30 protein-coding genes and 1 other RNA gene are annotated in these 26858 nt (G+C 52.8%); 12 read left to right on the plus strand and 19 right to left on the minus strand.

What is annotated here, in order from left to right:
* Window position 1: 1 nt before the first annotated feature.
* The 8 genes from A1332_RS02175 to ssrA form a co-directional block, all read right to left on the minus strand.
* On the minus strand, window positions 2-1294 hold the full coding sequence (locus A1332_RS02175; protein ID WP_064006939.1) for a type II toxin-antitoxin system HipA family toxin: 1293 nt from the start codon (window positions 1292-1294) through the stop codon (window positions 2-4).
* On the minus strand, window positions 1284-1577 hold the full coding sequence (locus A1332_RS02180; protein ID WP_064006940.1) for a helix-turn-helix domain-containing protein: 294 nt from the start codon (window positions 1575-1577) through the stop codon (window positions 1284-1286). Before A1332_RS02180 ends, A1332_RS02175 begins: the two co-directional genes overlap by 11 nt.
* A 311-nt stretch (window positions 1578-1888) precedes the next feature.
* Complete coding sequence (locus A1332_RS02185) at window positions 1889-3484, minus strand: restriction endonuclease subunit S (protein ID WP_082879489.1); 1596 nt, start codon at window positions 3482-3484, stop codon at window positions 1889-1891.
* Complete coding sequence (locus tag A1332_RS02190) at window positions 3475-3897, minus strand: HI0074 family nucleotidyltransferase substrate-binding subunit (RefSeq protein WP_064006941.1); 423 nt, start codon at window positions 3895-3897, stop codon at window positions 3475-3477. The genes A1332_RS02185 and A1332_RS02190 overlap by 10 nt, the downstream gene beginning before the upstream one ends.
* A gap of 24 nt (window positions 3898-3921) precedes the next feature.
* Complete coding sequence (locus A1332_RS02195) at window positions 3922-5679, minus strand: type I restriction-modification system subunit M (protein ID WP_064006942.1); 1758 nt, start codon at window positions 5677-5679, stop codon at window positions 3922-3924.
* A gap of 62 nt (window positions 5680-5741) precedes the next feature.
* The gene (locus A1332_RS02200; RefSeq protein WP_231890189.1) at window positions 5742-6188 is read right to left on the minus strand and encodes a hypothetical protein; all 447 of its coding nucleotides are present in this window, start codon (window positions 6186-6188) and stop codon (window positions 5742-5744) included.
* Window positions 6189-6196: 8 nt separating this feature from the next.
* Window positions 6197-6505: a nucleotidyltransferase domain-containing protein gene (locus A1332_RS02205; protein WP_064006944.1), complete on the minus strand. Its 309-nt coding sequence runs from the start codon at window positions 6503-6505 to the stop codon at window positions 6197-6199.
* Window positions 6506-6667: 162 nt separating this feature from the next.
* Window positions 6668-7048, minus strand: a transfer-messenger RNA (tmRNA) gene (ssrA, locus tag A1332_RS02210).
* 249 nt (window positions 7049-7297) lie between these two features.
* Here ssrA and A1332_RS02215 point away from each other — a divergent pair.
* The 4 genes from A1332_RS02215 to trxC all read left to right on the plus strand — a co-directional run bounded on the left by A1332_RS02215 (window position 7298) and on the right by trxC (window position 10007).
* Entirely contained in the window at window positions 7298-8242 is a 945-nt protein-coding gene (locus A1332_RS02215; RefSeq protein WP_064006945.1) for a DnaJ C-terminal domain-containing protein, read from the plus strand.
* Between the two features lie 3 nt (window positions 8243-8245).
* Window positions 8246-8554 (plus strand): chaperone modulator CbpM, encoded by a 309-nt coding sequence (locus A1332_RS02220; RefSeq protein WP_064006946.1) that lies wholly within the window; start codon window positions 8246-8248, stop codon window positions 8552-8554.
* Window positions 8555-8557: 3 nt separating this feature from the next.
* Window positions 8558-9511, plus strand: coding sequence for a zinc metalloprotease HtpX (locus A1332_RS02225; RefSeq protein WP_064006947.1), 954 nt, complete (start codon window positions 8558-8560; stop codon window positions 9509-9511).
* A 61-nt stretch (window positions 9512-9572) separates the two neighbouring features.
* Window positions 9573-10007 carry a thioredoxin TrxC gene (gene trxC, locus A1332_RS02230; protein WP_064006948.1) on the plus strand — a complete coding sequence of 145 codons (435 nt, stop codon included), beginning with the start codon at window positions 9573-9575 and terminating at the stop codon, window positions 10005-10007.
* Here the strand turns inward: trxC and A1332_RS02235 are convergent.
* Together A1332_RS02235 and A1332_RS02240 are read right to left on the minus strand one after the other, a co-directional pair.
* Complete coding sequence (locus tag A1332_RS02235) at window positions 10002-11372, minus strand: UDP-N-acetylglucosamine-peptide N-acetylglucosaminyltransferase (protein ID WP_064006949.1); 1371 nt, start codon at window positions 11370-11372, stop codon at window positions 10002-10004. The two genes, trxC and A1332_RS02235, sit on opposite strands and share 6 nt — an antisense overlap.
* 114 nt (window positions 11373-11486) lie before the next feature.
* A complete protein-coding gene (locus A1332_RS02240; protein ID WP_064006950.1) occupies window positions 11487-11909 on the minus strand; it encodes a hypothetical protein in 423 nt (140 codons plus the stop codon).
* Between the two features lie 90 nt (window positions 11910-11999).
* Here A1332_RS02240 and cysD point away from each other — a divergent pair, with 90 nt between their 5' ends.
* The 5 genes from cysD to cysN are packed head-to-tail and all read left to right on the plus strand — an operon-like array spanning window position 12000 to window position 15657.
* On the plus strand, window positions 12000-12908 hold the full coding sequence (cysD, locus tag A1332_RS02245; RefSeq protein WP_036277398.1) for a sulfate adenylyltransferase subunit CysD: 909 nt from the start codon (window positions 12000-12002) through the stop codon (window positions 12906-12908).
* Window positions 12909-12941: 33 nt separating this feature from the next.
* Window positions 12942-13373: a DUF4124 domain-containing protein gene (locus A1332_RS02250; RefSeq protein WP_064006951.1), complete on the plus strand. Its 432-nt coding sequence runs from the start codon at window positions 12942-12944 to the stop codon at window positions 13371-13373.
* Window positions 13374-13391: 18 nt separating this feature from the next.
* On the plus strand, window positions 13392-13595 hold the full coding sequence (locus A1332_RS02255; RefSeq protein WP_064006952.1) for a hypothetical protein: 204 nt from the start codon (window positions 13392-13394) through the stop codon (window positions 13593-13595).
* A gap of 2 nt (window positions 13596-13597) precedes the next feature.
* Window positions 13598-13975 (plus strand): type II toxin-antitoxin system death-on-curing family toxin, encoded by a 378-nt coding sequence (locus A1332_RS02260; RefSeq protein ID WP_064006953.1) that lies wholly within the window; start codon window positions 13598-13600, stop codon window positions 13973-13975.
* Between the two features lie 56 nt (window positions 13976-14031).
* A complete protein-coding gene (gene cysN / locus A1332_RS02265) occupies window positions 14032-15657 on the plus strand; it encodes a sulfate adenylyltransferase subunit CysN (protein ID WP_064006954.1) in 1626 nt (541 codons plus the stop codon).
* Window positions 15658-15732: 75 nt separating this feature from the next.
* Here the strand turns inward: cysN and A1332_RS02270 are convergent, their stop codons facing one another.
* The 5 genes from A1332_RS02270 to A1332_RS02290 form a co-directional block, all read right to left on the minus strand.
* On the minus strand, window positions 15733-16179 hold the full coding sequence (locus A1332_RS02270) for a hypothetical protein (protein WP_064006955.1): 447 nt from the start codon (window positions 16177-16179) through the stop codon (window positions 15733-15735).
* A 73-nt stretch (window positions 16180-16252) separates the two neighbouring features.
* On the minus strand, window positions 16253-17671 hold the full coding sequence (locus A1332_RS02275; protein WP_064006956.1) for a phosphomannomutase: 1419 nt from the start codon (window positions 17669-17671) through the stop codon (window positions 16253-16255).
* A 120-nt stretch (window positions 17672-17791) separates the two neighbouring features.
* Complete coding sequence (locus A1332_RS02280) at window positions 17792-18478, minus strand: helix-turn-helix transcriptional regulator (RefSeq protein WP_064006957.1); 687 nt, start codon at window positions 18476-18478, stop codon at window positions 17792-17794.
* Between the two features lie 50 nt (window positions 18479-18528).
* On the minus strand, window positions 18529-18903 hold the full coding sequence (locus tag A1332_RS02285) for a VOC family protein (RefSeq protein ID WP_064006958.1): 375 nt from the start codon (window positions 18901-18903) through the stop codon (window positions 18529-18531).
* A gap of 82 nt (window positions 18904-18985) precedes the next feature.
* Window positions 18986-20494, minus strand: coding sequence for a helicase HerA-like domain-containing protein (locus A1332_RS02290; RefSeq protein WP_064006959.1), 1509 nt, complete (start codon window positions 20492-20494; stop codon window positions 18986-18988).
* Between the two features lie 491 nt (window positions 20495-20985).
* Here A1332_RS02290 and A1332_RS25570 point away from each other — a divergent pair, with 491 nt between their 5' ends.
* On the plus strand, window positions 20986-21726 hold the full coding sequence (locus A1332_RS25570) for a hypothetical protein (RefSeq protein WP_064006960.1): 741 nt from the start codon (window positions 20986-20988) through the stop codon (window positions 21724-21726).
* A 233-nt stretch (window positions 21727-21959) separates the two neighbouring features.
* Here A1332_RS25570 and A1332_RS02300 read toward each other — a convergent pair whose 3' ends face one another.
* Both A1332_RS02300 and A1332_RS02305 read right to left on the minus strand, forming a co-directional pair.
* Entirely contained in the window at window positions 21960-22616 is a 657-nt protein-coding gene (locus A1332_RS02300; RefSeq protein WP_064006961.1) for a hypothetical protein, read from the minus strand.
* A 187-nt stretch (window positions 22617-22803) separates the two neighbouring features.
* Window positions 22804-23286 (minus strand): YajQ family cyclic di-GMP-binding protein, encoded by a 483-nt coding sequence (locus A1332_RS02305; protein ID WP_026602211.1) that lies wholly within the window; start codon window positions 23284-23286, stop codon window positions 22804-22806.
* Window positions 23287-23445: 159 nt separating this feature from the next.
* On the opposite strand from A1332_RS02305, the gene A1332_RS02310 reads away from it, so the two are divergent.
* Entirely contained in the window at window positions 23446-23997 is a 552-nt protein-coding gene (locus A1332_RS02310) for a hypothetical protein (protein WP_064006962.1), read from the plus strand.
* A 39-nt stretch (window positions 23998-24036) separates the two neighbouring features.
* On the opposite strand, the gene A1332_RS02315 is transcribed toward A1332_RS02310, so the two are convergent.
* Window positions 24037-24315 carry a MoaD/ThiS family protein gene (locus tag A1332_RS02315; protein WP_064006963.1) on the minus strand — a complete coding sequence of 93 codons (279 nt, stop codon included), beginning with the start codon at window positions 24313-24315 and terminating at the stop codon, window positions 24037-24039.
* A gap of 5 nt (window positions 24316-24320) precedes the next feature.
* Entirely contained in the window at window positions 24321-25505 is a 1185-nt protein-coding gene (locus A1332_RS02320; RefSeq protein ID WP_064006964.1) for a WD40/YVTN/BNR-like repeat-containing protein, read from the minus strand.
* A gap of 473 nt (window positions 25506-25978) precedes the next feature.
* On the opposite strand from A1332_RS02320, the gene A1332_RS02325 reads away from it, so the two are divergent.
* A complete protein-coding gene (locus A1332_RS02325; protein WP_064006965.1) occupies window positions 25979-26833 on the plus strand; it encodes an SIR2 family protein in 855 nt (284 codons plus the stop codon).
* Window positions 26834-26858: the final 25 nt, after the last annotated feature.

The following is a 26858-nucleotide window of genomic DNA, read 5'->3' on the forward strand; positions in this document are numbered from 1 at the left end:
TTCAAGAGGCCAGCAAAGCCTTATTGGCCTGCCAAACCGCGTTTAATTGCTGGGTAATCAGCGTTATCGTTTGCGTGTCAACGTCCAGCGCTCTAGCAAGCTCAGCAAAACCGGCAACCGTCTCGACGACTTCCGCAATCGCTTGCTGCGCCAGCTTCCAGTTGGCAAACCCGGCATGGCGGGCCAGCGCCTGCACGGCGTTAAGCGGTGGATTTTTTCCGTAGCCCGCAAATGCCGTGGCATGTTCGCCGTACGGATGCGGACTAAAGGTCACATCATAAAACGGTGCCAAACGCCAAGCGCCGCTGTCATCCTGCAAAAAGGCCCAGTTTTTACTGTGATCGTCCTGATTACAGGCAAACAAATTAAACAAGGCCCGCCGAAATTGCCGTTGTCCCAGCACAGGCGATTTGCACAACTGGCGGCTGGCCTTAATCAAATCGGCATAATCCAGGCTGGGGCTGCGAAAATCGGCATCCAACAAACCGCAAGCGCTGTGTAAATGATAACGCCCGGCCCGATGCCCTGCTCGCTCCAGCCAATCAAAGCGTTTTACCGCCAACCAGTAACGCTGCCCACTACGGGTAGGCACCTGTAACAACTGCCATTCGGGCGGATCAAGCTGTGCCCGCTGCGCCAACTGCAAATAGGCCGCTTCGCATAAACCCTCCGCATGCCCCAACGGCAGACTTTGTGAAGTGAACTTTACCAGCCACGCCTCATCGCCCGGCTGGGGCCGCGTCCGCCACTGTTGCGGCTGATCCGCTGATCGAAACAGTTGCGCCTTGGGTCTGGCACCACCCGAACTGCCTACCGCCACCAACTCGGCCAGCACCTGCTCGGTTTCCCCCTCAAACAGCGCCTGCGCCTCCAGACCCAAGCTCGCCAAATCAATCGCCTCGCCGGTGTCAGGCAACCAATCCGCTACCGGCTCAAAACTCAGCGCCCCCATGCCGTGTTGCCCCACAAACGCCAGCCGATCCATCGCGGTCACTTGCGCCGCCAAAATACCGTGCTGCCTAAATACCCGATCTTGTAACAGCAGCCCCCAGCCATCCGGCAGGCAATCGGCAAACACCCCATGCAGGCCTTGATGCGGCTCAGCCGGTGCCCGCTGTAATTGCGTATCCGGCGTTAAAGTAAACGGCGACAGGTTTCCGTAGCGTTCAAGGTACTTGGCATCGTATTGAAAAAACACCCCCTGGCGATTTTGCGCCAGAACCCCCACCGCCACCGAATCGCCAGTAGACAAGGTGCGGCGAATATCCAGCTTTTGGATGGGCTTAAAACTCATTTTTCAGCACCTCAGCAATCGAACTGGGCATTGCCGCGCCCTTGCTTGCGGGCTGAGTCAAGGCATACAAACGCTGCAAATCATCCAGGCATTGCCAAAGCAGCAGCAATTGCCGAAAAGCAATCTGCCCGGTGCGTTCAAACTTCTTGATGGTCGCCGCAGGTACGCCGCTCCGCTCGGCCAGCGCCTCTCGCGACCATTTCGCCTGTTCACGCAGGCCGCGCAAATGCGCGGCATACGCCAGCTGTACCTCCGCCTCATCCAACAATAACAATCGACGCATGATTTTTGAGTGTTGTGGATATAATGGTATCCATTATAGGCGATATAAACAGAAAATAGATATCATAGTATCCATAAATAAATTCACTCACCCTCACCCTAACCCTCTCCCAGAGGGAGAGGGAAAAAACCCTTCCCCTTCTTTCGGAGAGTGTGTAAAAGCCTCCCTGCGAAGGCTGTTGTAAAAGCTCCCCTCCCTGCGAAGGATGTTGTAAAAGCCCCTCTCCCTGCGGAGGCTGTTGTAAAAGCTCCCTCTCCCTGCGGGAGAGGGTTGGGGTGAGGGGGAAATAAAAACAAACTAAATTTGAATAATTACAAATTGCTCAGATTAATTTCGCCGGAGAGGAGTTTGGGGAGTAGGGAGTCTCTAATATTTTCTAAAGTGACAACTTCATCATTAACAAATCTGATTTTATTTCTAATATTGCCGATGATTTTTGAATATTCTCCGATTAGAACTTTTGGATAGTCAGGTAATTCAAGCCTATAAACATTATTTCTATTTAAACCGGGGACAGCCGCATCAGTGTTCATATCTTCAAGACCTAAAGTTTTAAGAAGATAATATGAAAACTCCAATGTCATTTGATTTTTACTTTTAACATAGAAAACGGTATCTATCGGGTAAAACGGTCTATCCTCCCAGAACAAACTTCCCACAGTACCTTTTCTACCGACTATTATCCCCGGACCTTCAACTAAACTCTGATTATGCTTTCCTGTCAGGCCTCCAGAACCATAAACAGGAAATTCTCCATCTATTCGAACTGTTTTATTTAATGCCTTTCCATAAACAAGCTCAATAATATCTTCAACTGTTTGAATCCCCCACCCCTCCGGTATTTCCCCCAACTCAGAATCCACCAAGGCATCGGGGAATAAGGCGGCGGTGGTTTTGAGTTGTTGCAGGGTTTGCGGGTCGAGTTGGGCGAGTTGTTCCGGAGTTTTGCCGCTGATGGCGCAGAGGGCCGCTTGTTCGGCGAGTTCTTGGCCCCTCACCCCAGCCCTCTCCCGGAGGGAGAGGGAGCTTAAAGCAGCGATTTTGGCTTTCACCGGCTCAAAATCGACAAACCAGCTTTTAAAAATGGCTTGGGCGATTTGCTCCAGGGTTTGGTTGGTTTGGCGGTTGAGTTCGATTTTATCTTCTAAATTAGCAAGTATTGAACTAATTTTTATCTGTTCGTCTTTACATTCAGTAATACTTACTTCAAAAGGATAAACAGCATTTCTATTTAGAGATTTCTGAGCACTTCCTGAATTAAATTGATCAAAATTTATAGTTTGCAGTAAGTAGAAAATAAAGCGTTCATCATTACCTTTAAAATCTGTTACATAAAGACATGTGTTCAGCGGCCAGTAATCTTCCTTTATAAAACAGACTTCTCCCATAGAGTTTCCACTTCGCCCAATAATAACACCTGGCCCTTTTGCCTTTATAGCATCATGGTAACCCGTTATTCCAGAGGAGCCCATAATAGGAACAACACCTTCACTACGATCTTGAGAAGGTAAATCATGTCCCCGTTGAATGCTTATAATGTCACCAAGTGGCTTAGTTACCCAAGCAGAATCCTTGACCAAACCCCGCTCCACATCCTTGCCCTCCACCAAAACCACATACCCTTCCTGAATATTCCGCTGAATATTTTCCGGCAGCTTATCCCACACCAATAAATCCACCCGAAACGGCAAGTTGCTTTCTTCAAAGGCTTCTTTCAGGGCGGAAACCTGCGGGTCTTGCTGTGGGGTGGCGAAGGCGACCAAGTCCAGGTCTGAATTGGAGCGGGTTGTCCATTTAACGCGCGAGCCAAACGCCCAAATCGGGGTATTGGGGAGGTGTTGCTGGATTAAATCGAGAACAAGCCGGCGTTGTTCGGCGCTTATATCGATGCTGGCGGTTATTCCCATGTGTTACCTGTCAGGGTTTGATAAAGACCAATGGCATCGTCGATAAAGTCGTTCAGCAGCGCCAGGCATTCTGCGGCTTTTTTTTCATCGTAATCATGGGCGGTATTGACTCGGGCGTCCGCATAGCAAAGCCATTGCTCTATCGGCGAAACAAAAAGCTGATTCTCGAACGCCAATCTCAGGATGGGCTTGGGGCTGTTTGGCACTTCAGGGATACCCAATTCTTCCACTAAATAGCGCTTTAACGTTTTCCACAAGGTGTCATAACAGGTTTCAAAACGCTGAATGGTGGATTCGGCGATGCCTTCCTTATCCAACTCAGTAAGTTCGGGGCGATGTTGGGCGTTGCAATAATTCGCATACTGCAATTCCAGGTGTTTTAGCGATTTTTGTAGTTTGCTGTAATCGATCATCACCGTGTCCCAATCAAAGCGTTATCACAGCTCATACCCCAACCCCGCCAAGTTCTTTTTAATCTCAGCTTCCAGCTTATCGCTCTGTTCAAACTGGCTTTTCAGCTGTGCCGTCAAGCGTGCCATTTTATCGGCAAACGCTTCACCATCATCCACCGCATCGGCTGCGCCAACGTAACGGCCTGGGGTCAGCACGTAATCGTGTTTTTGGATTTCGGCCAGGGTGACGGATTTACAAAAGGCGGCTTGGTCTTGATAGGTTTCGCCCTCACCCCGGCCCTCTCCCTGAGGGAGAGGGGGAGCCATTTGCCAGGCGTGGTAGGTTTGGGTGACTTTGTTTAAATCGTCCTGCGTAAAGTCGCGCAATACGCGGTCTTTCATGTAACCGAGGTTGCGGGCATCGATAAACAGGATTTCGCCTTTGCGGTCGCGTAAGGCTTTGCCGGTGGCGGAGGTGCGCGGGCCTTTGTTTTTGGTCAAAAACCAGATGCAGGCGGGGATTTGGGTGTTGGTGAACAATTGGCCGGGCAAGGCGACCATGCATTCCACCAAGTCATTTTCGATCAGCGCTTTGCGGATTTCGCCTTCGTTGTTGGTGTTGGAACTCATGGAGCCGTTAGCCAGCAACAAACCCATGCTGCCATTGGGCGCGAGGTGATAGAGCATGTGTTGCAGCCAGGCAAAGTTGGCGTTGCCGCTGGGCGGTTTGCCGTACACCCAGCGCGGGTCGTCGTCACTGACGCCGGTATCCCATTCGCGCATGTTGAACGGCGGATTGGCCATCACGAAGTCGGCGCGTAAATCGGGGTGTTGATCGTTGGTGTAGGTGTTGGCGGGTTCTTTGCCAAAGTTAAAATCGATGCCGCGAATCACCATATTCATCGCGGCCAGCTGCCAGGTGGTGGGGTTGTATTCCTGGCCGTAAATCGAAACATCGCCAATGCGGCCTTGATGCTCGCGGATAAAGCTTTCCGATTGCACAAAAAAGCCGCCGCTGCCCATCGCCGGATCGTAGACGCGGCCTTTAAACGGTTCCAGCATTTGTACAATCAGGCTGACGATGGATTTGGGTGTGTAAAACTGTCCGCCTTTTTTACCTTCCGCCAAGGCAAATTGGCCGAGGAAGTATTCGTAGACATGGCCGAGGATGTCTTTGCTGCTGAGGCTGGCGTGCTTGAACGGAATGGTGGCGATTAAGTCAATCAGCTCGCCCAATTTGGCGGGGTCGATTTGCAGGCTGGTATAGCGTTTGTTGAGAATGCCTTTGAGTTTGGCGTTGTCTTGTTCGATGGCTTCCAGGGCATGGTCGATCAATTGCCCGACGGAGCTGATGCGGGTGCATAGGCGTTTTTCGGCATCCTCTTCCGGCGCTTGGGTCAGCACGTCACCGGCTTTAGTTAGCCAAACGACGCTGTTAATAACCACTTTGTTCTGGTTTTGCAAAAATTCCCAGCGCGCCACTTTCGGCACCCAAAACACGTTGGTTTCGGCGTAGTAGTCGCGTTGTTCCAGTTCGGCGTTGATTTCGGCTTGGTATTCGGCGCTGTCCTCGCCGCCAAAGTCGGCGGGGTCTAGGTAGTATTCGTGGTCCGGGTTTTTAAATTGGCCGGTAAGCTCTTGACGCCGAATATCAAACGAGTCGCTGACATATTTTAAAAAGATCAAGCCAAGTACGGTGTGTTTGTATTGCGAGGCATCCAGGGTGGAGCGCAGCTTGTCGGCGCTGGTCCAGAGTTTTTTATCGAGGTTGTTTAAAAACTGTTGTTCGTCGTCATTGACCATGGGCATTAGGTTTTTTAAGTTAATTCTGGCGTCTAGTGGGATTTATCGGTTCTTACCAATCACTACAAATAAGGTTGGACGAAACGTTTCACTGAATCCAACACATCAAGAAGGGAGGCTGTTAGATCGAGCGCCCTGTTGATGATTTCCGCTTTGAGTTCAGGATCATCAGGGTAATCGTGTGCAAAGGTGTTTCTGACTTCACGCAGCAACAACCAATCATCTGCCGATGGAATCGCACCAATTTTTTCAAGGCGATTCAACTTGTCTATAAATGCTTTTAACTCGCCGGGTTCTTTTGTCAGTTCTAACACCGCTGGAAACAGCTTGGCGCCCATTACATCCTGCAATTTCCCAAATCGGACAGAAAATTGATCCAAAACGGCAATCTCAGTATCGGTCAAACGACTTAAACCATGTTCGTCAAATGGGGCATGGCATTGCAGTTGACTGACAGCCCACCGCAACCTGTCGGCGTGACGGTCACAGATTTTTAGTATCTCTTGCATGGCTGTAATCATTGCAATTGAATCCCGGTTTGCTTGGCAATTTGATAAATCGGTAACTCAATCGAGCCATTGGCCTTACGCAACACGACGTCGATTTTTTGATCACCGAGTCTTTTGTGTAAATCACGCAGAAACTTCAATTTACTGGTGACTAAGTCCGCCGCCGATTGCGCTTGAGCCTCGATATAAAGGTCGATGTCGCCACCTTTCTCGTCATCCCGGACTCTTGAGCCGAACAACCACACATGAGCATCTTCACCGAAGTTGCTTAAGACGCTTTCGCGTATTGTTTGGGCTTGAGATTGTGATAACCGCATGGTTTATTGCTCCTTCAACAGCATTTGCAAGACTTTCAGCCATCTATTCAGGTAAACGAACGGGTACTGTGATTTTAGTAGACTTTACCAGACATAAAAAACCCCGCGAAGTCTTGAAACTCGCAGGGTTCGGTACATCTTAGGACGTTTAATACACATTCTTGGTGGAGGTGGGGGGAATTGAACCCCCGTCCGCAAGCACTCCGCCACAAGCTCTACATGCTTATCCCGCGCTTTTGATTTAACTGTTGACTACCCGTCGGGCCAAGAGGATCAACAGCGATTTCGATTGGATTTAGCGCTTCGGGCTCCGAACTAAGCCTTGGCGCGAGCTTATGTAATATGATCCCTGAGCGCCCCCCGAAAGAGACTCCAGACGCATAAGTACATCTGGTCAGAGAAGTGGTGCAGGTTTTAAGCTGCTAAGGCCACTGAGTAGTTTTCGTCGTTTGCGAATACTTGTTTTCAGTAGGTTTTACGAGCTGTACTGTGCTCGGCATGCACCTGAGGTTTTGCTACCCACGTCGAAGCCATGTCACCCCCAAGAGATTTCATTTTAGCAAATCGCTAAAATAATTGTCAGCTATATCGGGCTACGGGCAATTAATTCAAGAAGCGTGGCACCGCATCGCCTCAGCTAAGCAAGCCAATAATCGGCAGTACCTGCGGCCTAAGCGCTGAAGCGCCTTCACTACAAGTTTTTATAGATTGTGTAAGCCCACGCTATCCGCTATAAACAGCGGCAACCATAACGCCCAAAGCCCTCGCCATAGCATCAACAGGAGCCACTGCGTGCAATATAAAGATTACTACCAGATTCTCGGCGTCAACCGCGATGCGGCAATAGCGGACATCAAAAAGGCTTACCGCAAGCTGGCCCGCAAATATCATCCGGATGTCTCGAAAGAACCGAATGCCGAGGCGCGCATGAAGGAACTCAACGAAGCCTATGCCGTGCTGTCCGACACGGAAAAGCGTGCGGCTTACGATCAATTGGGACGCGGCTATCAACCGGGCCAGGAATTTCATCCGCCGCCGAATTGGGATGCCGGCTTCGAGTTTTCCAGCACCGATACGGCCGATTTTGGCGATTTTTTCAGCGAATTATTCGGGAAGATGGGAGGCGGCCGGGCACGCGGCGGACCATTCGAAGGCCAAGCCGGCTTTCATGCCCAAGGCGAGGACCATCACGCCAAAGTGTTACTGGATATTGCCGATGCCTTTAACGGCGCCGCCCGGCAAATCAGCTTGCGGGTGCCGCGTATGGATGCTGGCGGCCATGTAGTTTTAGACACTCGCACCTTGAACGTCAAAATCCCCAAAGGCGTTTACGAGGGTCAGATTATTCGTCTGGCCGGCCAGGGCGCACCGGGCATGGGCAATGGCAAGCCCGGCGACTTGTTGCTGGAAGTGCATTTCAATCCGCATCCGCGTTTACGGGTAGACGGCAGCAATCTGCATATGAGTCTGCCGATCACGCCTTGGGAAGCGGCACTGGGGGCGATGGTGCCGGTGAATTTATTCGATACCGGCCTAAAAGTACGCATCCCGGAAGGTACGCAAAGCGGCCAGCAACTTAGGCTGCGCGGCAAGGGTATCCCCAGTGTAACACCGGGCGATTTATTGCTGGATATTCAGGTGGTACTGCCGCCAGCCAACACCAGCAAAGCCAAAGAACTTTACGAAACCATGGCGCGCGAATTGGCTTTCGACCCGCGCGCTCAGCACAGGAGTTAAAGCATGCCATCAGCCGAGAACTTGATAGACGCCGTTCTGGAAGACAGCGGCCTGACTTTGCAGCAGCTGGCGGCCATCTGCGCGGTAGAGCCGGAATGGGTTACCAAACATATTGAAGACGGCTTGCTTAACCCGCTGCCGCAACAGCAAAGCGAATGGCGTTTTTCCAGCGCGCATTTGGTGCGGGTGCGGCGCATCGTCAGTTTGGAGCGCAATTTTGAAGCGGTGCCGGAGCTAGCTGCGCTGGTTGCCGACATGCAGGAAGAGATCGACGAATTGCGCCGCCGTTTGCGTCGGGCCGGCCTGGAATAGCCCATGCAGAGCATAGTCTGGCATCGTCATAGCTGGCTTAACCGCCTGCAAACAGTTCTGCTGATGCTGGCGCTTTTGGCAATCTGTACCTTGGCCGGCAGTCTGTTGTTCGGGGAAGAAGGCATCTGGATCGCGTTGGCGACCGGTGTGTTCGCGTTGATCTTCGAACCGGCGGCGGCCTGGCGCTTGACACTAAGCCTTTACCGGGCGCGGCCTATTTACCCGCAAGAAGCGCCGGCGCTGTGGCAAATCCTGCAAGCACTGGCCGAGCGCGCCGAACTGCCCAGCGTTCCGACGCCGTATTACATTCCCAGTCCGCTAATCAATGCGTTTGCAGTCGGTAACCGCAAACAATCGGCCATCGCCTTGACCGACGGTTTATTCAAACAACTTAATTCGCGGGAACTGGCCGGAGTGTTGGCGCACGAAATGGCGCATATTGCCAATAACGATTTGCGGGTGATGGGCTTGGTCGACGCGATTAGCCGGATTACCGCATTGTTCGCGGCAACCGGTCAGTTGTTTTTGCTGCTATCCCTACCCTTGTTGCTGTTTGGCGAGATCAGCTTTCAAATCAATTGGCCGGGCTTGTTGCTGCTATTGTTCTCGCCGCATTTGGCCTTGCTGATGCAATTGGGCTTATCCCGCATCCGCGAATACGATGCCGACCTGAATGCGGCGGCGCTGACCGGCGATCCTTTAGGCTTGGCATCGGCATTGGCGCATATTGAAAAAGTCAGCGGTGGTTGGTTGTCGATTTTACTGCCGGGCTGGGGCAACCCGGAACCGTCCTGGCTGCGCACGCATCCGCCCACAGCGGAACGCATCCGCCTTCTACAAGCCTTGAGCCCCAGCCGGCCGCAAACGCTTTGGCAAGAACCGTTCGCCGCGCCGGGCTACGCTAACCGGGTGATTATCCGGCCGGCGCGTTGGCGTATCGGCGGTTTGTGGCGATAATCGGTATTCCTTGGGCGAATGAATTCGCCACTACAATCCAGCATCAACGCCGAGATAATTTATGAGCGAATCCCTGCATCTAGTATGCCCGCATTGCCAAGCCGTCAACCGCGTACCCGCCACTCGTCTGTCGCAAGGCCCCAAGTGCGGACAATGCCATCAAGCCTTGTTCAGCGGCCATCCATTGGCGCTGACTACGAAAAGCTTTGAAACCCATCTGGCGCGCAACGACATTCCGTTACTGGTGGATTTTTGGGCGGATTGGTGCGGACCTTGCAAAATGATGGCGCCGGCTTTTGCCCAAGCCGCGCAAGTGTTGGAACCGCGCGTGCGTTTGGGCAAAGTCGACACGGAAGCCGAGCAACAGCTCAGCGCCCGTTACAATATTCGTAGCATTCCGACGCTGATTCTGTTCAAGGGAGGAAAAGAACTGACCAGACAAGCCGGCGCGCTGAGCGCGCCAGACATCGTGCGCTGGGTCAATAGTCAGCTATAGTCGCGGCTCGGTTTGGCCGATGGCTATCGGCAGATCGCCGGCGACATGCCGCTGCCACATGCTTTTATACAAGGCTTCCAAATGCCGGGTGTAGGCCTGGATATCAAACAACGGCGTGCTCAGGCGATTATCGGCCAGTCTTTGCCTAACCTCGCTTAAGCGCGCCGGGTTGGTCGCCAACTCCAAAGCCAGATCGTAATAACCTTCCAAATCGGCAGCAATCAATTCCGGCAAGCCAATCGCATGCAACAAACTCCCGGCCACCCGCGACGCAAAGGTATCGCCGACGCAGGTGACTATCGGCACGCCTACCCACAACGCATCGCTGGCAGTGGTGTGCGCATTGTAGGGTTGGGTATCCAGCACCAAATCAGCTAAGGCTAAACGCCCCAAGTGTTCAATCTGCGGCAAATCGTCGGCAAATATCAATCTATCCGGCGCAATACCGCGTTGATAGGCCTCGTTTCTGAGCCGGCCCTTGGCTTTGGAGTTTTTCAACAGCCACAGCACGCTGCCCGGCACGCTGTACAACAGCCGGCACCAAATATCGAACACGTCCGGCGTGATTTTGTAGGCCTGATTGAAGCAGCAAAATACAAAGCTGTGCTCGTCCAAACCGTGTTGCGCACGCTTGGTAGGCTTACCGATCGGCGCATGCCGACCGTGCGGTTGATAGCTATCGGGCAAATAGGCAAAGGCTTCGCTGTAATCAGCGGCGCTGGCCGCTGGGGTCAAGTAAGGATCGGTGATGATGTAGTCGCAAAAGTCGCCGCCCAAAGTGCCGGGATAACCTAGATAGTTGACCTGAATCGGCGCCGGCCGGTAGCTGAGAATCTCGGTGCGAGTGCCGCGCGTGTAGCCTTTTAAATCAATCAGAATGTCGATATTGTCTTGATGAATGGCTTGCGCCGCTTCCGATAAGGACAGCGCTTGCAGATCGACAAAACTATCGAAAAACTCGCACAGCCGCTGGCGCATGCCCAGGCCGTCGTCCGGCCCGTAGGAATAGGCATAAACCTCAAACTGTTCGCGATCATGGGCTTCGAACAGTTCCGCCAACAAAAAAGCCGTGGCGTGTTCATGAAAATCGCAAGATAAATAACCCAATCGAATTTTTGGCCGCGTGCTGGTGGAGAAGCTAAATGCCAAATCGGCTCGTTCCAGCGCGCTGGCATCAATGCGATCTTTCAACCACAGATCGGCGCACAACCGCTGTTCGGCAGCCGAGACACCCTGTATCGACAACAAATGAAACGGCGACACTTTATTGCTTTCCTGAGCGGCCAAGCTAACGCGCATTTTTTCGCGCCATTCCTCAACCCGCTCCCACTCGCAAAGGCTGCGACTGCGATCATAGAATTTCATCTGCCTAACTCCGTCGCCATCCAGCCCAATGGCCCGCGCCGATGCGCGGGACCTAAGCCTCATGGTACCCCAAATCCGCCGCAGTGCCTGATTTATCGGGGTAAGGACTCAGCGCTACAGCATTTGCAACAGCGGTTTGAGGGGAATGGCGAATTTCTGCCGGGCGACGTCGCCAACTACGCCGGTATAACTGCGCTGCAAATATAAATCCACACCGCATACCCTGGCGATCATCGAGCAGCGGCCGCTAAGCGCAAACTGCTCGCCTTGCAGGCGATAAATCAACGGCACGCAATCGTTACGCAATATCGGCCCGGCAACGATCAAGTCGATGCGTTGATCGAACATCTCGTATTCCAGGCTATCCGGTAACAAACCCAGCTCCGCCAGCAACACCTTGTCGTCATCGCCAATCGTGCCGTAAATACTGCAACGGCAATGCTGCAAATCGGTCAGCAACAGCTCGGCCAGTTTTTGCGTATTTAACCGACCAGACTGTTGTTCAACCAGTTTTTCCAGTCCGTGTATCTGTCTCATAAGCTTTGCCGATAGCGTCGATGGGGGTTTGCCTTTAAAATAGCGGGCTTACACTTCACAGAAAACATGGCCGTGCGCCCCGGATATTTGATGACCGATTATAAATTAACCCATCTGAAACAGCTCGAAGCAGAAAGCATCCATATCATTCGCGAAGTGGCGGCGGAATTTGAAAAGCCGGTGATGCTGTATTCGATAGGCAAGGATTCCGCGGTCATGCTGCATTTGACCCGCAAAGCCTTCTTCCCCGGCAAACCGCCCTTCCCGTTATTGCATGTCGATACCACCTGGAAATTCCGGGAAATGATCGAGTTTCGTAACAACATGGCGAAAGATCTGGGCTGGGATTTAATCGTACATATCAACGAAGAAGGCGTTGCCCAAGGCATAGGCCCGTTCACGCACGGCAGTAAAAAACATACCGACGTGATGAAAACCGACGGTTTGAAACAAGCCCTGAACAAATACCAGTTCGATGCAGCTTTTGGCGGCGCCCGCCGCGACGAGGAAAAGTCCCGCGCCAAGGAACGAGTGTATTCGTTCCGCGATAAAAATCACCGCTGGGACCCGAAAAACCAACGCCCGGAACTCTGGAACATTTATAACGGCAAAGTCGATAAAGGCGAATCCATCCGCGTGTTCCCGCTATCTAACTGGACCGAGCTGGACATTTGGCAATACATTCACCTGGAGAATATCCCCATCGTGCCTTTGTACTTTGCCAAAGAGCGGCCGGTCGTCGAAAAAGACGGCATGCTGATCATGGTCGACGACGAGCGCATGCCAATCGGACCGAATGACAAAGTCGAAATGAAAATGGTGCGTTTCCGTACCTTAGGCTGTTACCCCTTGACCGGTGCAGTGGAGTCCACAGCTACTACCCTGCCGGAAATCATCCAGGAAATGCTGCTGACCACCACCTCCGAGCGCCAAGGCCGTTTGATCGACCACGATCAAGCCGGTTCCATGGAGCAGAAGAAGCGCGAAGGTTACTTCTAACGATCCGGCAGTACGCGGAAGGCGGCGGTAATTATGGCAATCAGAAATTTATTGCTGGTGTCTATCTTGCTTTATGCAGCAGATAGCTTAAGCGCGGTTTATAAATGTACCGATGCGAACGGCCGCGCTGTCTATTCAGACACCGCATGCGATACCAAAATTGATCGTAAGGCCGCCAATTTGAAACCGCTTGCAGAAGTTAAAGCCGAGCAACCGCCTTTATCCAAAATAACCGACAAGATTAAGAGCCTTTTCCATAGCGACTCAAACTCGGAGCAAGCGGATGGCGCACCAACTGCCGGTGCCGTAGAGCACCGCTCGCAAAAATACGTATGCGACGGTCGCGCCTATTGCTCACAAATGACCTCTTGCGAAGAAGCTACTTTTTTCATCAACAACTGTCCGGACACCAAAATGGATGGCAACAATGACGGCATTCCCTGCGAAAAGCAGTGGTGTCGATAAGTTTTTTACAGGTGGCTCATGCAATTACATGAACAAATACAACAACATCTCGTAAATCTTGAACCCGGCCTACAAGCTGAGGTACTCGATTTCGTCCTGTTCCTGGAAGAAAAACAAAAGAAGCGACAGCCAGATCAGACAGTAAGCGAAGAAGAAGCCCTGCAAATTCATCAACAATTGATGGATCAGTATGCCGACACCTTTGCGAAATTAGCGCAGTAACAATGCCCGACTTGTTTTTTATCTCAAAAACATTGGCATTAACGATACATCGGCAACAAATAGAACGCTTCGGCGGTACGCAAGGCATTAGAGATGACACATTGCTGGAATCGGCGCTCGGCGCAGCCCAACAAACCTGGCATTACAGCGGCAACATTTTTCAAACCGCCGCTCAATATTGCTATTCGCTGGCCAATAACCACCCTTTTCTGGATGGTAACAAGCGAGCCGCTGCGGCCTGTATGCTGGTTTTTCTAGCAACCAACCATAAACAGCCGGCGATGGACAACACCCAGCTTTACGAGTGCGTGATCAATATAGCAACTCGGCAATTGAGTCGTGATGAACTAGCCGACTTATTAAAACAGTATTGCAAGTAAGCGCTTTACAAAAAAGCGCGGCACCTTTTATAACAAATAAGGCACTTAGGAATCCCATGTCACACCAATCCGACTTAATCAGCACCGACATCAACGCCTACCTGGCGCAACACGAACGCAAAGAATTACTGCGCTTTTTAACCTGCGGCAACGTCGATGACGGCAAAAGTACCTTGATCGGCCGCTTGCTACACGATTCAAAAATGATTTACGAAGATCAACTGGCGGCGGTACAAGCCGACAGCGTCAAATCGGGCACTACCGGCGCCGGCAAGATCGATTTGGCCTTGCTGGTTGACGGTTTGCAGGCTGAACGCGAGCAAGGCATTACCATCGACGTGGCGTACCGTTATTTCTCCACCTCCACCCGCAAATTCATCATCGCCGACACACCGGGCCACGAGCAATACACCCGCAACATGGCCACCGGCGCTTCGACTTGCGATTTGGCGGTGATTTTGATTGACGCCCGTTACGGCGTGCAAACCCAAACCAAGCGCCACAGTTTCATCGCCTCCTTATTGGGCCTGAAACACATCATCGTCGCCATCAACAAAATGGATTTGGTGGGCTATAGCGAAGAGACTTACCGGAAAATCCAAGACGACTACCTGGCGTTTATCAAAACCCTGGATCTGCACGACGTACATTTCATCCCGATGTCGGCCTTGGACGGGGATAACGTGGTCAACCCCAGCGAAAACATGCCCTGGTTTACCGGCATGCCGATGATGGAATTGTTGAACAGCATCGAAATTGCCAGCGACCACAATTTCGACGACGCCCGTTTCCCGGTGCAGTACGTCAACCGTCCCAACCTGGATTTTCGTGGCTTCTGCGGTACCGTCGCCTCCGGGGTATTCAAAAAAGGTGATCAAATCACGGCATTGCCATCAGGCAAAACCAGCAAAATTAAATCCATCGTCACCTTCGATGGTGAGCTGGATGAGGCTTTTGCAGCCATGGCCGTCACTTTAACCCTGGAAGACGAAATTGACGTCAGCCGCGGCGACATTATTCTAGGCAAGCAGCAAGCCGCACCCAGCATCGCCGACAAATTCAAAGCCACTATCGTCTGGATGACCGAGCAAGCCATGGTGCCAGGACGCCAATACGTGATTAAACTCGCGACGCGTAGCGTGTCCGGTTCGGTGTCGATGATTCATCACCGCATCGACGTCAACACGCTGGAACACCACGATGCCATGGAGTTGAAACTCAACGAAATCGGCTCCTGCACGGTGGCAGTCAATGCACCGGTAGTGTTCGACCCGTACAAACGCAATAAAACCACCGGCTCGTTCATCGTCATCGACCGCCTGACCAACGTTACGGTTGGTGCCGGCATGATTACCGGCGACGCCAGTGCCGAAGACTGGTCGCCGGTGTCCGCTGCTGAGCGGGCAATTCGCTTCAGTCAAACCGCCAGCATCATCGCCTTGAGCGGCGCCAATGCCCAGCAAGTAGCCTACCAACTGGAACGCAAACTGTTCGACACCGGCCACGCCACCACGGTATTGGAACAAGCAAACAATGCGCTGGCCACCGCGATCAAAAACGCCGGCTTGTTGTGCTTGTGTCTAGATGAAAAACCGGCATCCGCCGATCTGAGCTTCGATTGCGATCAATACAACGTCGATGACATTTACGTGGCGTTGAAGAATCGGGACGTGATTCGTTAGTGAGGTATTCGCCAAGCAACGGTCTTGGCGAAACTTAGGAAGGGCGGCGAACTGCGCCGCCCTTTTACTTATCGTTTAGTTCAACAAATCCAGCGCTTTTGCCGCCGCTTTTTGCTTGGCTTTGCCTTCCACCGCTTTGGCCGCTTCGCCGGTTGATTTAGGCGCCGCGTCAACCTTGCCTTTCAATTCCGTGACCTTCTCCTTGTTGGCATTCAAGGTTTCCGCGCCTTGTTTGACTTCCGCCGGTACTGCTTGCTCCAGTTTTTGTTGAGCAGCGTCTTTAACGGCGTCCTGAGCTTGATCTTTTAGAACGGCTGGCGCGTTTTGCACGCCCTGCTGAACTTGTTGCGCCTGATTTATAACCTGACCAGCCTGTTCGGCACTTTTAACCGCGCCAGGGGCTACCGATGTCGCAGTCTCTTTCGCCGCTTGTTTAGCCACACCTTCCAATACCGCCGATTGTGCCAACGCAGCGCCGGAAACCAATACTAAAGAACTGAATAAAATTGCTTTATGTTGCATGGTGTTACCCTCGTATTTAGTTATTATCGAGATTAGACAATACAACACCGAAGCTTAACGGCGGATTAACCGCTTAGCCGGCAATCCGCTTTAACGTTGCAACCACCAATTCTTCCGCACGCGCCATAGCGTCGGCCTCGGCATAACAACGCAATTCCGGCGCATTACCGGAGGGGCGCAGATGCACGATCTCGCCGTTGGCGAAGGTCAAGCGTAAGCCGTCGGTGGTATCGCTATTGACCGGCGCGCCTAACTTGTCGCCCCACAGTCCGCGATACGCACTGGCATCGGCTTGCAAGCGTTCCAACAAGGCACGGCTATTGACGACCGGAAATTCCTGAATACGGTCGCTGGCAGTGTAACGTTGCGGCAAGCCTTGCAATAGTCCCGATAACGTCACGCCTTGGGTACTCGCCATCGCCAACAAAGCTAAGGCCGGCAGCAGCGAATCGCGAGTCGGCAATGGCGCCAAGGCTTTGCCGTTCACGGACAAACCGTTTCCAGCCAGGAAGCCGCCGTTGGCCTCGAAGCCTGCCACACCGCCGCTTTCCACTTGCTCCATGCCGGCGATGACATACGGCGACCCTATCCGGGTGCGAATCACCTGCTTGAACCAGCCGGAGGCTTCGATGGCGGTATTGCAGCTCACCGGCGTCACCACCGTGTCAGCGCCCAAAAACTTCGCGCACAGCAAGCCGACGATATCGCCGCGCAGCCATTCGCCGGTTTCGTCGCCGATCAGTGGCCGGTCGCCGTCGCCGTCGGTGGAGATCAGTGCATCCAGTTTATATTCGGCGGCCCAGTTGCGGCCGCGCTGCCGATCAGCTTCACCGACGGCTTCGGTGTCGATAGGCACGAAGGTATCGGTGCGCTCCAAACCAATCACTTCGGCACCTAATTCCGCCAGCACGTCTTTCAACACATCGCGCGCGGCGCTGGAATGTTCGTAAACGCCCACCCGCCAGCCGTTTAGCAAATCGTGCGGAAACAAGTTGGTGTAGCGCTCCTGAAATTGCGTCAGCGCCGCCGGATTAATAGCGGGCAGCTCAGCCGCCACCTCTTGCACGTCCACTGTTGCGCCGGTCATTGCCGCTTCATCGGCCTTGCTGATTTCGCCATCGGCTCGATAAAACTTGATGCCGTTGCGGTCGAATGGAATATGACTGCCGGTCACCATGATCGCCGGCAAACCTTGCGTCAGCGCATACAGGGCTAAAGCCGGCGTGGGCAACACCCCGCAAAAATCCACTTCGCAACCGGCCTGGCGTATGCCTGCAATGCAGGCTTGGGCAATTTCCGGGCTGGACGGGCGTAAGTCCATACCCAATGCGATCTTTTGGCCGCGCCGCGCCAGATTTAAACCTTGGATAAACGCCAGCGTATAAGCAGCGCAGACTTCGCCGGTCATTTGCCTAACCAGACCGCGCGCGCCGCTGGTGCCGAACGCCACGCCGCTGTCGGCCATCATTTGTTGGATATTGATTGTTGTCATGAGTCAGGAGCTGTAGAGAGTCGATGAAATGAAAAACACCGGCAAGAACGCCGGTTTAAACAGACATGATAGAGAAAACCTGATTTTCGGCAACCCGAATCATTACCATACGGAAAAATCTCATTGCGACAAACACTGCATCCGCCGAATAAAATCCTGCAAGGTTTGGCCGGCATCGTCGGTAAACACTTCGTCCAGCACCAGCGCGCGCAGGATACGATCCAGCCGGAAATTGCGAAAGTCGCCGCGCAGTTCGCACCAGCCCACCAAGGTCCAGACGTTGCCCCAAAAATATAAGCCCAGCGGCCTGATCCGCCGCTGGCTGAAGGTGCCGTCTGCGCGGCGGTAATCCATGGATAGCAAGCGCTTGCCGTCTAGTGCCTTGCGGCAAATATCCATGGTCACATCCAAATCTTCGCGCGGCGAAAAACGTAGCGCGAATAATTTGCTGCGCTCCAGTTGCTCACGCAATTCGGCCGGCACTACCGCCGTCACTTTATCCAGTACCGACTGCGCTGAATGGCCTAGCTCTTTGCCGGCCCAGGTTTTCACCATCCGCGCACCAATTACCAAGGCCTCCAGTTCGGCAGCACTAAACATGATGGGCGGAATATCCAGACTGTGGCGCAGCATATAGCCGACGCCGGCCTCGCCTTCGATAGGAATGCCGGACAGGCTTAATACCTGGATGTCGCGATAGATGGTACGTTCGGAAACCTCCAGACGCTCGGCGAGCGCCTTGGCGGTAACCAGCCGGCGGTTACGCAGGATTTGCACGATTTGGAATAGACGATCAGCGCGGCGCATCAGCAATTCGGGCAGTCAAGAGTTAAACTGCCCGCCGGTTTTATTGACCTTTAAGCTTGGGAATACAGGCCAACGCGGTTACCTTCGCTATCGAGCAACATCGCGAAATAGCCACATTCGCCGTCGTGAATGGGTGTTTTTGGCATCAACACGCTGCCGCCATTTACCTCGACCTTGGCCAGCGGCTCGTTCAAATCGGCGCCGCCGTTGAAATACACCACTGCGCCGGTCGCGCTAGGTTGATAGTGCTCGCCCAATACCAGCATACCGCTGACCGCGCCTTCCTCGGCATCGAAAATTCCCAGTTGATAACCGCTCATTTCCTCATCCTTAAACGATGCATTCAAAACGCCGCGATAAAAACCCTGCGCGCGCGGCATATCGATGACGGGTAATTCAAACCAGGTTGCTAAGTTGTTGATCATGATGTTGTCCTCGTTGTGATTAAAAGAGCCGTCATCCTAAAACAGCCCTCCTGACAGCGTTATGTCAGCAATGTTTTAGGCGTTAGCGCCGACCACCCAACAGCGAACCCAACACGCCGCGGATGATTTGCTTACCCACTTCCTGGCCGATGCTGCGCGCGGCACTTTTCGCGGCGGCTTCCAGCACGCTTTGTCCGCCGCTGCTGCGGCCTCGTCGGGATTTGGTAGCGGCACCCACGCCGCCCAACAACACTTCGCCCCAATTGAAACCTGATCCGGAATCGCCGCTCTCGCCGGCCGGCTCCGGCGGCGCAACTTTTTCCGCGCGGCCTTTCAGAATTTCGTAGGCCGATTCGCGATCAACCTGTTTTTCATAGTGACCCGCAATCACGGACGTACTGATAGACTCCTGGCGCTCGGCATCACTGACCGCGCCAACGTGCGAGCTTGGCGGCTTGATCATCGCCCGCTGTACCGGCAAGGGCGTACCTTTTGCGTCGAGAAAGGATACCAAGGCTTCGCCCACACCCAGTTCGGTGATAGCCGTTTCGACATCCACCTCCGGATTGGCTCTAAAGGTTTCCGCCGCGGCTTTCACGGCTTTTTGGTCGCGCGGGGTAAAAGCGCGCAAAGCGTGCTGCACCCGGTTGCCAAGCTGTCCCAAAATCACGTCGGGAATATCCAAGGGGTTTTGACTGACAAAATACACACCCACCCCCTTGGAACGGATCAAGCGCACCACTTGTTCGATTTTTTGCAGCAGCGCAGCCGGTGCGTCGTTGAACAATAAATGCGCTTCGTCGAAAAAAAACACCAGCTTAGGTTTATCCAAATCGCCGGCTTCCGGCAGATTTTCGAATAGTTCGGACAACAACCAGAGCAACAAGGTGGCGTAAACGCGCGGCGAGTTATAAAGGGTATCCGCAGCCAGAATATTGATCACGCCCCGGCCGCCGTCGGTTTGCAGAAAATCGTTAAAATCCAAAGCCGGCTCACCGAACAGGTTCTCGCCACCTTCGTGCTCCAGTTGCAACAAGCCGCGCTGGATCGCGCCGACACTGGCCGCCGAAATGCTGCCGTATTCGCTAGACAACTCCGCTGCATTTTCGGAAGCATATTGCAGCAAGGCCCGCAGGTCTTTCAAATCCAATAAAAGCCAGCCATTGTCGTCGGCAATTTTAAATGCTGCTGTAAGAACGCCGCTTTGTACCTCGTTCAAATCCAGCATCCTTGCCAGCAGTAACGGCCCCATTTCCGACACGGTCGAACGCAAGGGATGACCTTTTTTACCCAGCACATCCCAAAACAGGGTCGGCATCGCCGTATAGTCGGCGGCTATCCCCAACTCCGCCAACCTCGCTTCAACTTTGGCATTGCCGCCGCCCGCCCGGCTGATGCCGGACAAATCGCCTTTCACATCGGCCATGAATACCGGCACGCCGATTTGCGAAAACGCTTCGGCCAGGGTTTGCAGTGTGATCGTTTTGCCGGTACCGGTCGCGCCGGCGATCAAGCCGTGGCGGTTAGCCATAGTCGGCAGCAGACACAGTTCGGCAGTTTGGGATTTGGCGATCAGCAAGGGTTCGGTCATGGGCGTTTCCTGAAAAAGCGACAAGGATAAAAAAAGTCGCGCAACGATACCATGACCTGAATTGTTAGGTATAGGTTGGCATTATCGTCCGCCGCTCGTGCTGTTTTGTCTCAAACAATCAAAGACTCGCCTTGGGCTTTCACTACAGCCATCCATGCAATCGGCAGAATACCTTTGTAATACATTTCTTCAAACCTTCACGGATCGGTAACCGTTTTGACTTGGACAATTCGTACGATTGCGCACCGACCGAAACTCTGTTAGGTCGCTAAGACAGAATTTCTAGGAAGAATACCGACGACTTTGTTTTTACTCGAGGTTTTCTCGACAAAAGGCTGGACGTAGGTAGCTGGCAATGGAAGCGGCAACGCGTTGAAAAGTTCCAAACACAATGCGGCCAGCACACTTTAACCGACTTCGATAGACCTTTAGTTGAGACGACTGGTCGCAACTCGAAGTCAACTTGCCTATTTAAAGTTTTAGGGATTTTTATGAAAATTAACTCGTGGCTCCTGGCATTTGCCGGGGTAATTTCAATATTTAGCGGGAGTGCCTCGGCGGCATTAATTTCGCTGGACGGCAACGGCTTCACTGCTATCTATGACGATACCAATTTAGGCTTGTTTGGCGCTCCGACTTTATCGGGTGACGGCAATAGCGTTTTGTTCTCGCCGTTAAACTTTAAAGCCCAAGCAACCGGTACGCAAGGCACAGTGTTCACCAACAGCAATGTGCAGTTTGACATTCGACCCGATGCAAATCTGAGTTTGAGTAGCGTAAGCCTGGTGGAAAACGGCGACTACCGCCTAGTCAATCGTTCCGGCAGCATCACCTTGGCGCCTTCGGTCGATGCATCAGGCCAATTGCGTTTAACCAATCTGTGGAATGGGGTGGACCATATCGCGACCAACTTTTCCGCCGGGCCATTGACAGACTCCTGCGCCACATCGTCCGGCTGCCCGCTAAGCACTTGGTCGGCCTCGGCTACGCTGAATACGCCTGTTGCTTGGGGTAATGCCGATGTTCGCGTCAGAATCCAAAACGACTTAACCGCTGAATCTTTCAATGTAGGTGATTCCGCATTGATCGAGAAAAAACAATCATCACAAAGTCTGGTATTTACGCCGTTTGTTGAAGGCGGATCCACCGCAGTGCCTGTTCCTGGTGCTGTCTGGTTGTTTGGCTCAGCTTTGGCTGGCCTGATTGGTCTGCGCCGTAAAGTGCGCGCGTAAGACGAAGTTGTGCTGCTATACCCCAGCCTGACTTATCCGGAAACGGCGGGTTTGGCTTGCTAAAAAACGTTAACACTAGACACGGATGTCGCCTTAAGATTTCAGCACGAGCAGTCGCTGGCTTTGTAACTGCTTCGCTTAAATTATCCCTGCGAGGGCAAGTTTGACATTCACCGGCCGCATTCAATAACTTTGCAGTGAAACAGCATTAACCTGGGGCACCCAAACGGGAGTTACAACAGCTTGAGAATATCGGTTTCCAGATCGGGATATGCGCCAAACTTAGATTGGACCAGCAAGCCCGCTCTATCAACCAGGATATAGGATGGGGTACCTTGTAACTGGAAAAACTCGAAAGTTTCGGCGTGATAATCCAGGGTTTGTAGATATTGTTTTACCTGCGCTCGCACATGCGGTTGTCGCAAACCGATGTCTTGCTCCAAATCACTCAAGCGTTGGCTGATAAAAGCGTCAATTTCGCTTTCAATACTGCCGAATTCGCGCTTGGTCAATCTATCCATTGCTACCGGAAAATCGATGCGATACGGTAACTTGCCGTCCTGCAACAGACCTCGCCCATTTAACACTCTAAAGGTTTCGCCGATTACTTCGCCGGTTTCGAGCAAACGTTTTAAATTTTGCAGATTATTTTTATCGAAGTCCTCAAACGCGGTGGCCAGTCCCAACACGGTCAAACCGCTCTCGGCATAACGTTGTTTTAACGCCAAGACCTGCGGCAAACAAGACAAGAAACAGCCGGGACAGTTGACTTGAAACACCGCCACCAACACGACTTGTCCAAGCAATTGTTCGAAATTGACAGACTGTCCCTGCACCCATTCGGAAACCGATAAGGGCGGCACTTTTTGACCGATCATTACCGTTCGCATATCGCTCTCCCCCGATAGTTTTAACGAAATCTTCGAACAAGTTGCTGATGTTCACTGCGCAAGCCCGGCGCGAACGGATCAAACTTTTAGCTGGCGTACATGGTCAGCTAGTTGATGTCCTGAAGAATCCACGTCCGCGGGCCCGCCATGACAAACCTCTTAGTTAGCTTAGACTTCGGAACCCAAGCTAGTCGCGAAAGTTGTTGAACTGCAACGGTTGCTCCAAGTCTTCCGTGCGCAACATTTGAATCACTTCCTGCAAGTCGTCGCGTTTTTTGCCGGTCACGCGCACCTTATCGCCGTTGATCGCGGCCTGGACTTTTAGTTTCTTATCCTTGATCAGCTTGACGATTTTTTTCGCCAGATCGGTACCCACACCCTGCTTCAAGGTTATAGGTTGCTGAGCGGTTTTGCCGGTGTCCTGAATCTTGCCACTTTCCAAACTGGAAATATCGATGCCGCGTTTACCCATTTTGGCATACAAAATCGGCAACATTTGTTGCAATTGAAAGGTCGATTCGGCTTTCATCACGATGCTGTCGTCCTGCTGTTCGAAACAGGCATTGGAGCCTTTGAAATCAAATCGGGTAGCGACTTCTTTATTGGCCTGGTCCACTGCGTTGGTCACTTCGTGGCTGTCGAGTTCTGAAACGATGTCGAATGATGGCATAGCATTGATTTACAAGTATAAAATTTGGGCAACTATAACGGCCTTGGCGGCTTTATTCAACTGCTATCTGAGCACGCAACGCCGATTCCTGGCGCGCAAACCCTGCTTGTCGCAAGCCGATTTAGCGGGTATCTTAAACTGAGTTCAACGGAGATACAGATGAAAAACCCGACTACATTCACACTTGCCCTGATCGCCGGCATTACCCTGCTGAGCGGCGGAATAATGACCGGTTGCGGCCAGGACCAAGCAAAATCAAGCGCCCCCAGCAAAGCCGCCGTTAAACAAACCCTGCGCACCACATCGCTGCTCGGCGCTGTCAGCGACAACGCCGGACCGCTCAAAACCGGCACCGTTAGCTTACTCTCCGAAAACGGGAAAACGCTTGCCAGTACCGAACTCAACAACAGCCAGCGCTATGAAATTCAAGTACCCACCAGCACCGATTTACCGGTCATTCTAAGTTACACGCCCGGCCCCAACGCGCCGAAAGACGCACAATTAATCAGTGTGGTGATCCATCCCGACGCCAGCAAATACGACATTAACCCCACGACCACCGCCATCGCCAAACAAGCCAAGACCATGGGCGGCTATACCCATAACAATATGGTGCAAGCAGCGGAAAGTACTGCGCATGTGCCCGATGCTAACAAGACCACATCCGGTTTTCGCGGCGACCCGACAACTCAATACGGTGGCTGGCATTAGCCTGTGCTTGGATAATCGGATGGTTTCCGGCAAAAGCATTTATCCGCCGCTCAGTGCCTGAAAAATGTAGACAACCCCATGCTCCGGGACGCGATCCGAAAGCGTCTTCCTATCGACCACTATGGCATCGTCAACGCTAAGATAAACATGTCGGCGCAGCGCCCCGCGTTCATCCAATATGTAATCGGTAAAACCGGGGGCAAGCTGGTTGACGGCTTGCAAAACTTCCGCCACAGAGCCGGCCGGCACCGTAATGGCTCGGTCCTCCAGCGCCGGAAAGAACCGGTAAAGATGCGACGTCATTTTTACTGTGGGCATGTCGCTTAACCGAAGCGCACCGAGTAGACCGGCGGAAAATGGTTACCCAGACACTGCCAGGTCTCGCCCCGATCTTCCGACAAATAGACGTTGCCGGTGGTACTGCCAAAACACAGGCAATCGCCGGCAATATCAAGCCCATGCCTCAGGATAATATCGTAAGCATGTTCCTGCGGCAGGCCAGCGCGAAACGCTTGCCAAGTCTGCCCGCCGTCCGTCGTCCGGGCCACGCACAAACCGCCACCAATCGCCATCCGTTCCGAATCCGCTCGAGCAGGCACGACCCACGCAGTCCGACCGTCACGCGCATCGACAGCAATCGGAAAACCAAAATGCACGCCCGCATCCGCCAGACTGACTTTGCGCCAATGTCGCGCACCGTCGTCGCTATAAAACACACCGCAATGATTTTGTTGCCAGAGATGATCCGGCTGCCCGATACAGTTGGTCATAAAATGCGGATCATGACCCCAATCCGCCGCCGGATTCGGCAGATAGTCCATCAACAAGCCGTTATTTCGACCTTGCCAAGTCTGGCCGCCGTCGGCGGTTTCCAGTACGCCAGCCGACGATACGGCGACATGGATCCGATTCGGGTCGCGGGGATCGACAACGATGGAATGAATGCCAGGCTCGAATACGCCGTAGTCGATACTGGCCGGGGTGCCGCCCCAGCGATTCTCGCTGGTCGCCTCGCCGGCAAACAAGTCGCCACCCCGGCTCTCGTGATTCCACAACGGCCGGTTTAGCGTCCAACTGTCACCACCGTCGTCACTGACAAACAGTCCGCCGGGGATGGTGCCGGCGTAAATCCTGCCGGCTTGTTCGGCACTGCCGAAGGCCAGATGCCAGATCTTGAACACCGTAGCATCCTGGTATTCGGGTTGTCCAACCGGGGCTTCAGGATCGAAATCCGGCGTTGGTAGATATTTGACGATGTAGCGCGCCCCTTCCGGATACTTCAATGACGACGTATCTTGCCAGGTCTTGCCGCCATCGCGCGACCGCGACAGCTTCGGCCCCCAATGACCGTGATCCAGCGAAGCCCATAAGGTACCGTCGCGCGGATCGCGTGCGGCGTAGCAGACCGGAATGCCGGCATGAGCGATGGGACGCGGACGCCAAGCAACGTTCGTCCGCTCAAATATGACCGTGCCCTTGCGGGTACCCAGAATAAGCATGTCGGACATGGCTATACCTCTCCTAGCAACTATAGAAAAGCAGGCGCGCTGATCGGAAAAAATCGGCGTCTCAATACGGCCCGTCCGGGCCTGATCGAACACGGCACGGTCAAAGCCTGATGCGCTTTCGCAAAACTTTAGCCCGATTATTATGCATTGTCAGGCCAAAGTGATTTATTTTCGAGCAAACGACTTGAGCCGCTATTCTGGGCCGGCAAATCCAAACCGCTAACAACGGCCGGTCTCTTTGCAATAAATGTTTTTAATTCTAGCGAATACTTCAAGCGCAGCCGTGTGTCGTCCATCGCTCTGCAAATTTGTCGCAGTTACGACAATTTCACCTAAGTTTATACGGTTGTTGCCTTTCCACCCGCACCGCAAAAACCCTCAACCCATACGGCACAAGGCCTGTAAGCAGTTAAACAAACTGGATTGAATTTTGCATTAGTTAAGCATTACTTTTCATTTAGCTGGGGCCAACTATGTCAAATACGGTATTTTCCGAAATTCTAAGCGGTTTGTACGATAATCAAGTCATTCCCTATCTGGGGCCGGGCGCGGTGTTCGATGCCAAAAGCAAACTGACGCAAGAGCCGATGCCTGCCGACAGCAACAGCCTGATTTTGGCGATGAATGGCGGCAAACCCATGGCGCCGAAACTGATGTACGAGTTTCCGCGCGCGGCGATGAACCAGGAACTGAAGCGCGGCCGCAACTATGTATCGCAGTTTCTCGACAAGACTTACGGACAAATTCAATACACCCGCGCATCCATGCACGATTGGTTAAAAGAATGGCGGCCCAAATATGTGGTCGACGTTAACCGCGACACCCAACTCCAAGACAGCTATGCCGACGAAGAACACACTCTGATTATCGGCGTCGCGCGGATCGTCGCTACCGCCTTTCGTTTCAAAATTTTTCATTACGACGGCAGCAACTATTTCGAAATTCCGCAGGAACAAGTCGATAGAAACCTGCCGATTTTGTTTAAACCGATGGGCACACCAAAACCCGAATCCAATTACATCGCCTCCGATGCCGACTATGTCGATTACATCACCGAGCTGATGGGCGGCTTCGCAATTCCAGATTTTTTAAAGGACTACCGCAAAGGCAAAAAATACCTGTTGCTGGGTCTGCCGCTCAATCGCGATTCCGAACGGATGGTCATGAGCGACATCACCTACGGTGCCGACGAACACAGAGGCTGGTTTTTAAGAAAAAACCCTACCGACAAGGAAAAACGCTTTAGCGCGAAAATGGGCTTTGAGCTGATTAACGCCGATTGCCAGGACTTCCTGCAATCGGTGCAAGCTTCGGCTGTCGCTGCTTAAAAAATCCCGCATAGCTCGGCCAGCG

The sequence above is a fragment of the Methylomonas methanica genome, from assembly GCF_001644035.1.
Classification (GTDB): Bacteria; Pseudomonadota; Gammaproteobacteria; order Methylococcales; family Methylomonadaceae; genus Methylomonas; species Methylomonas methanica_A.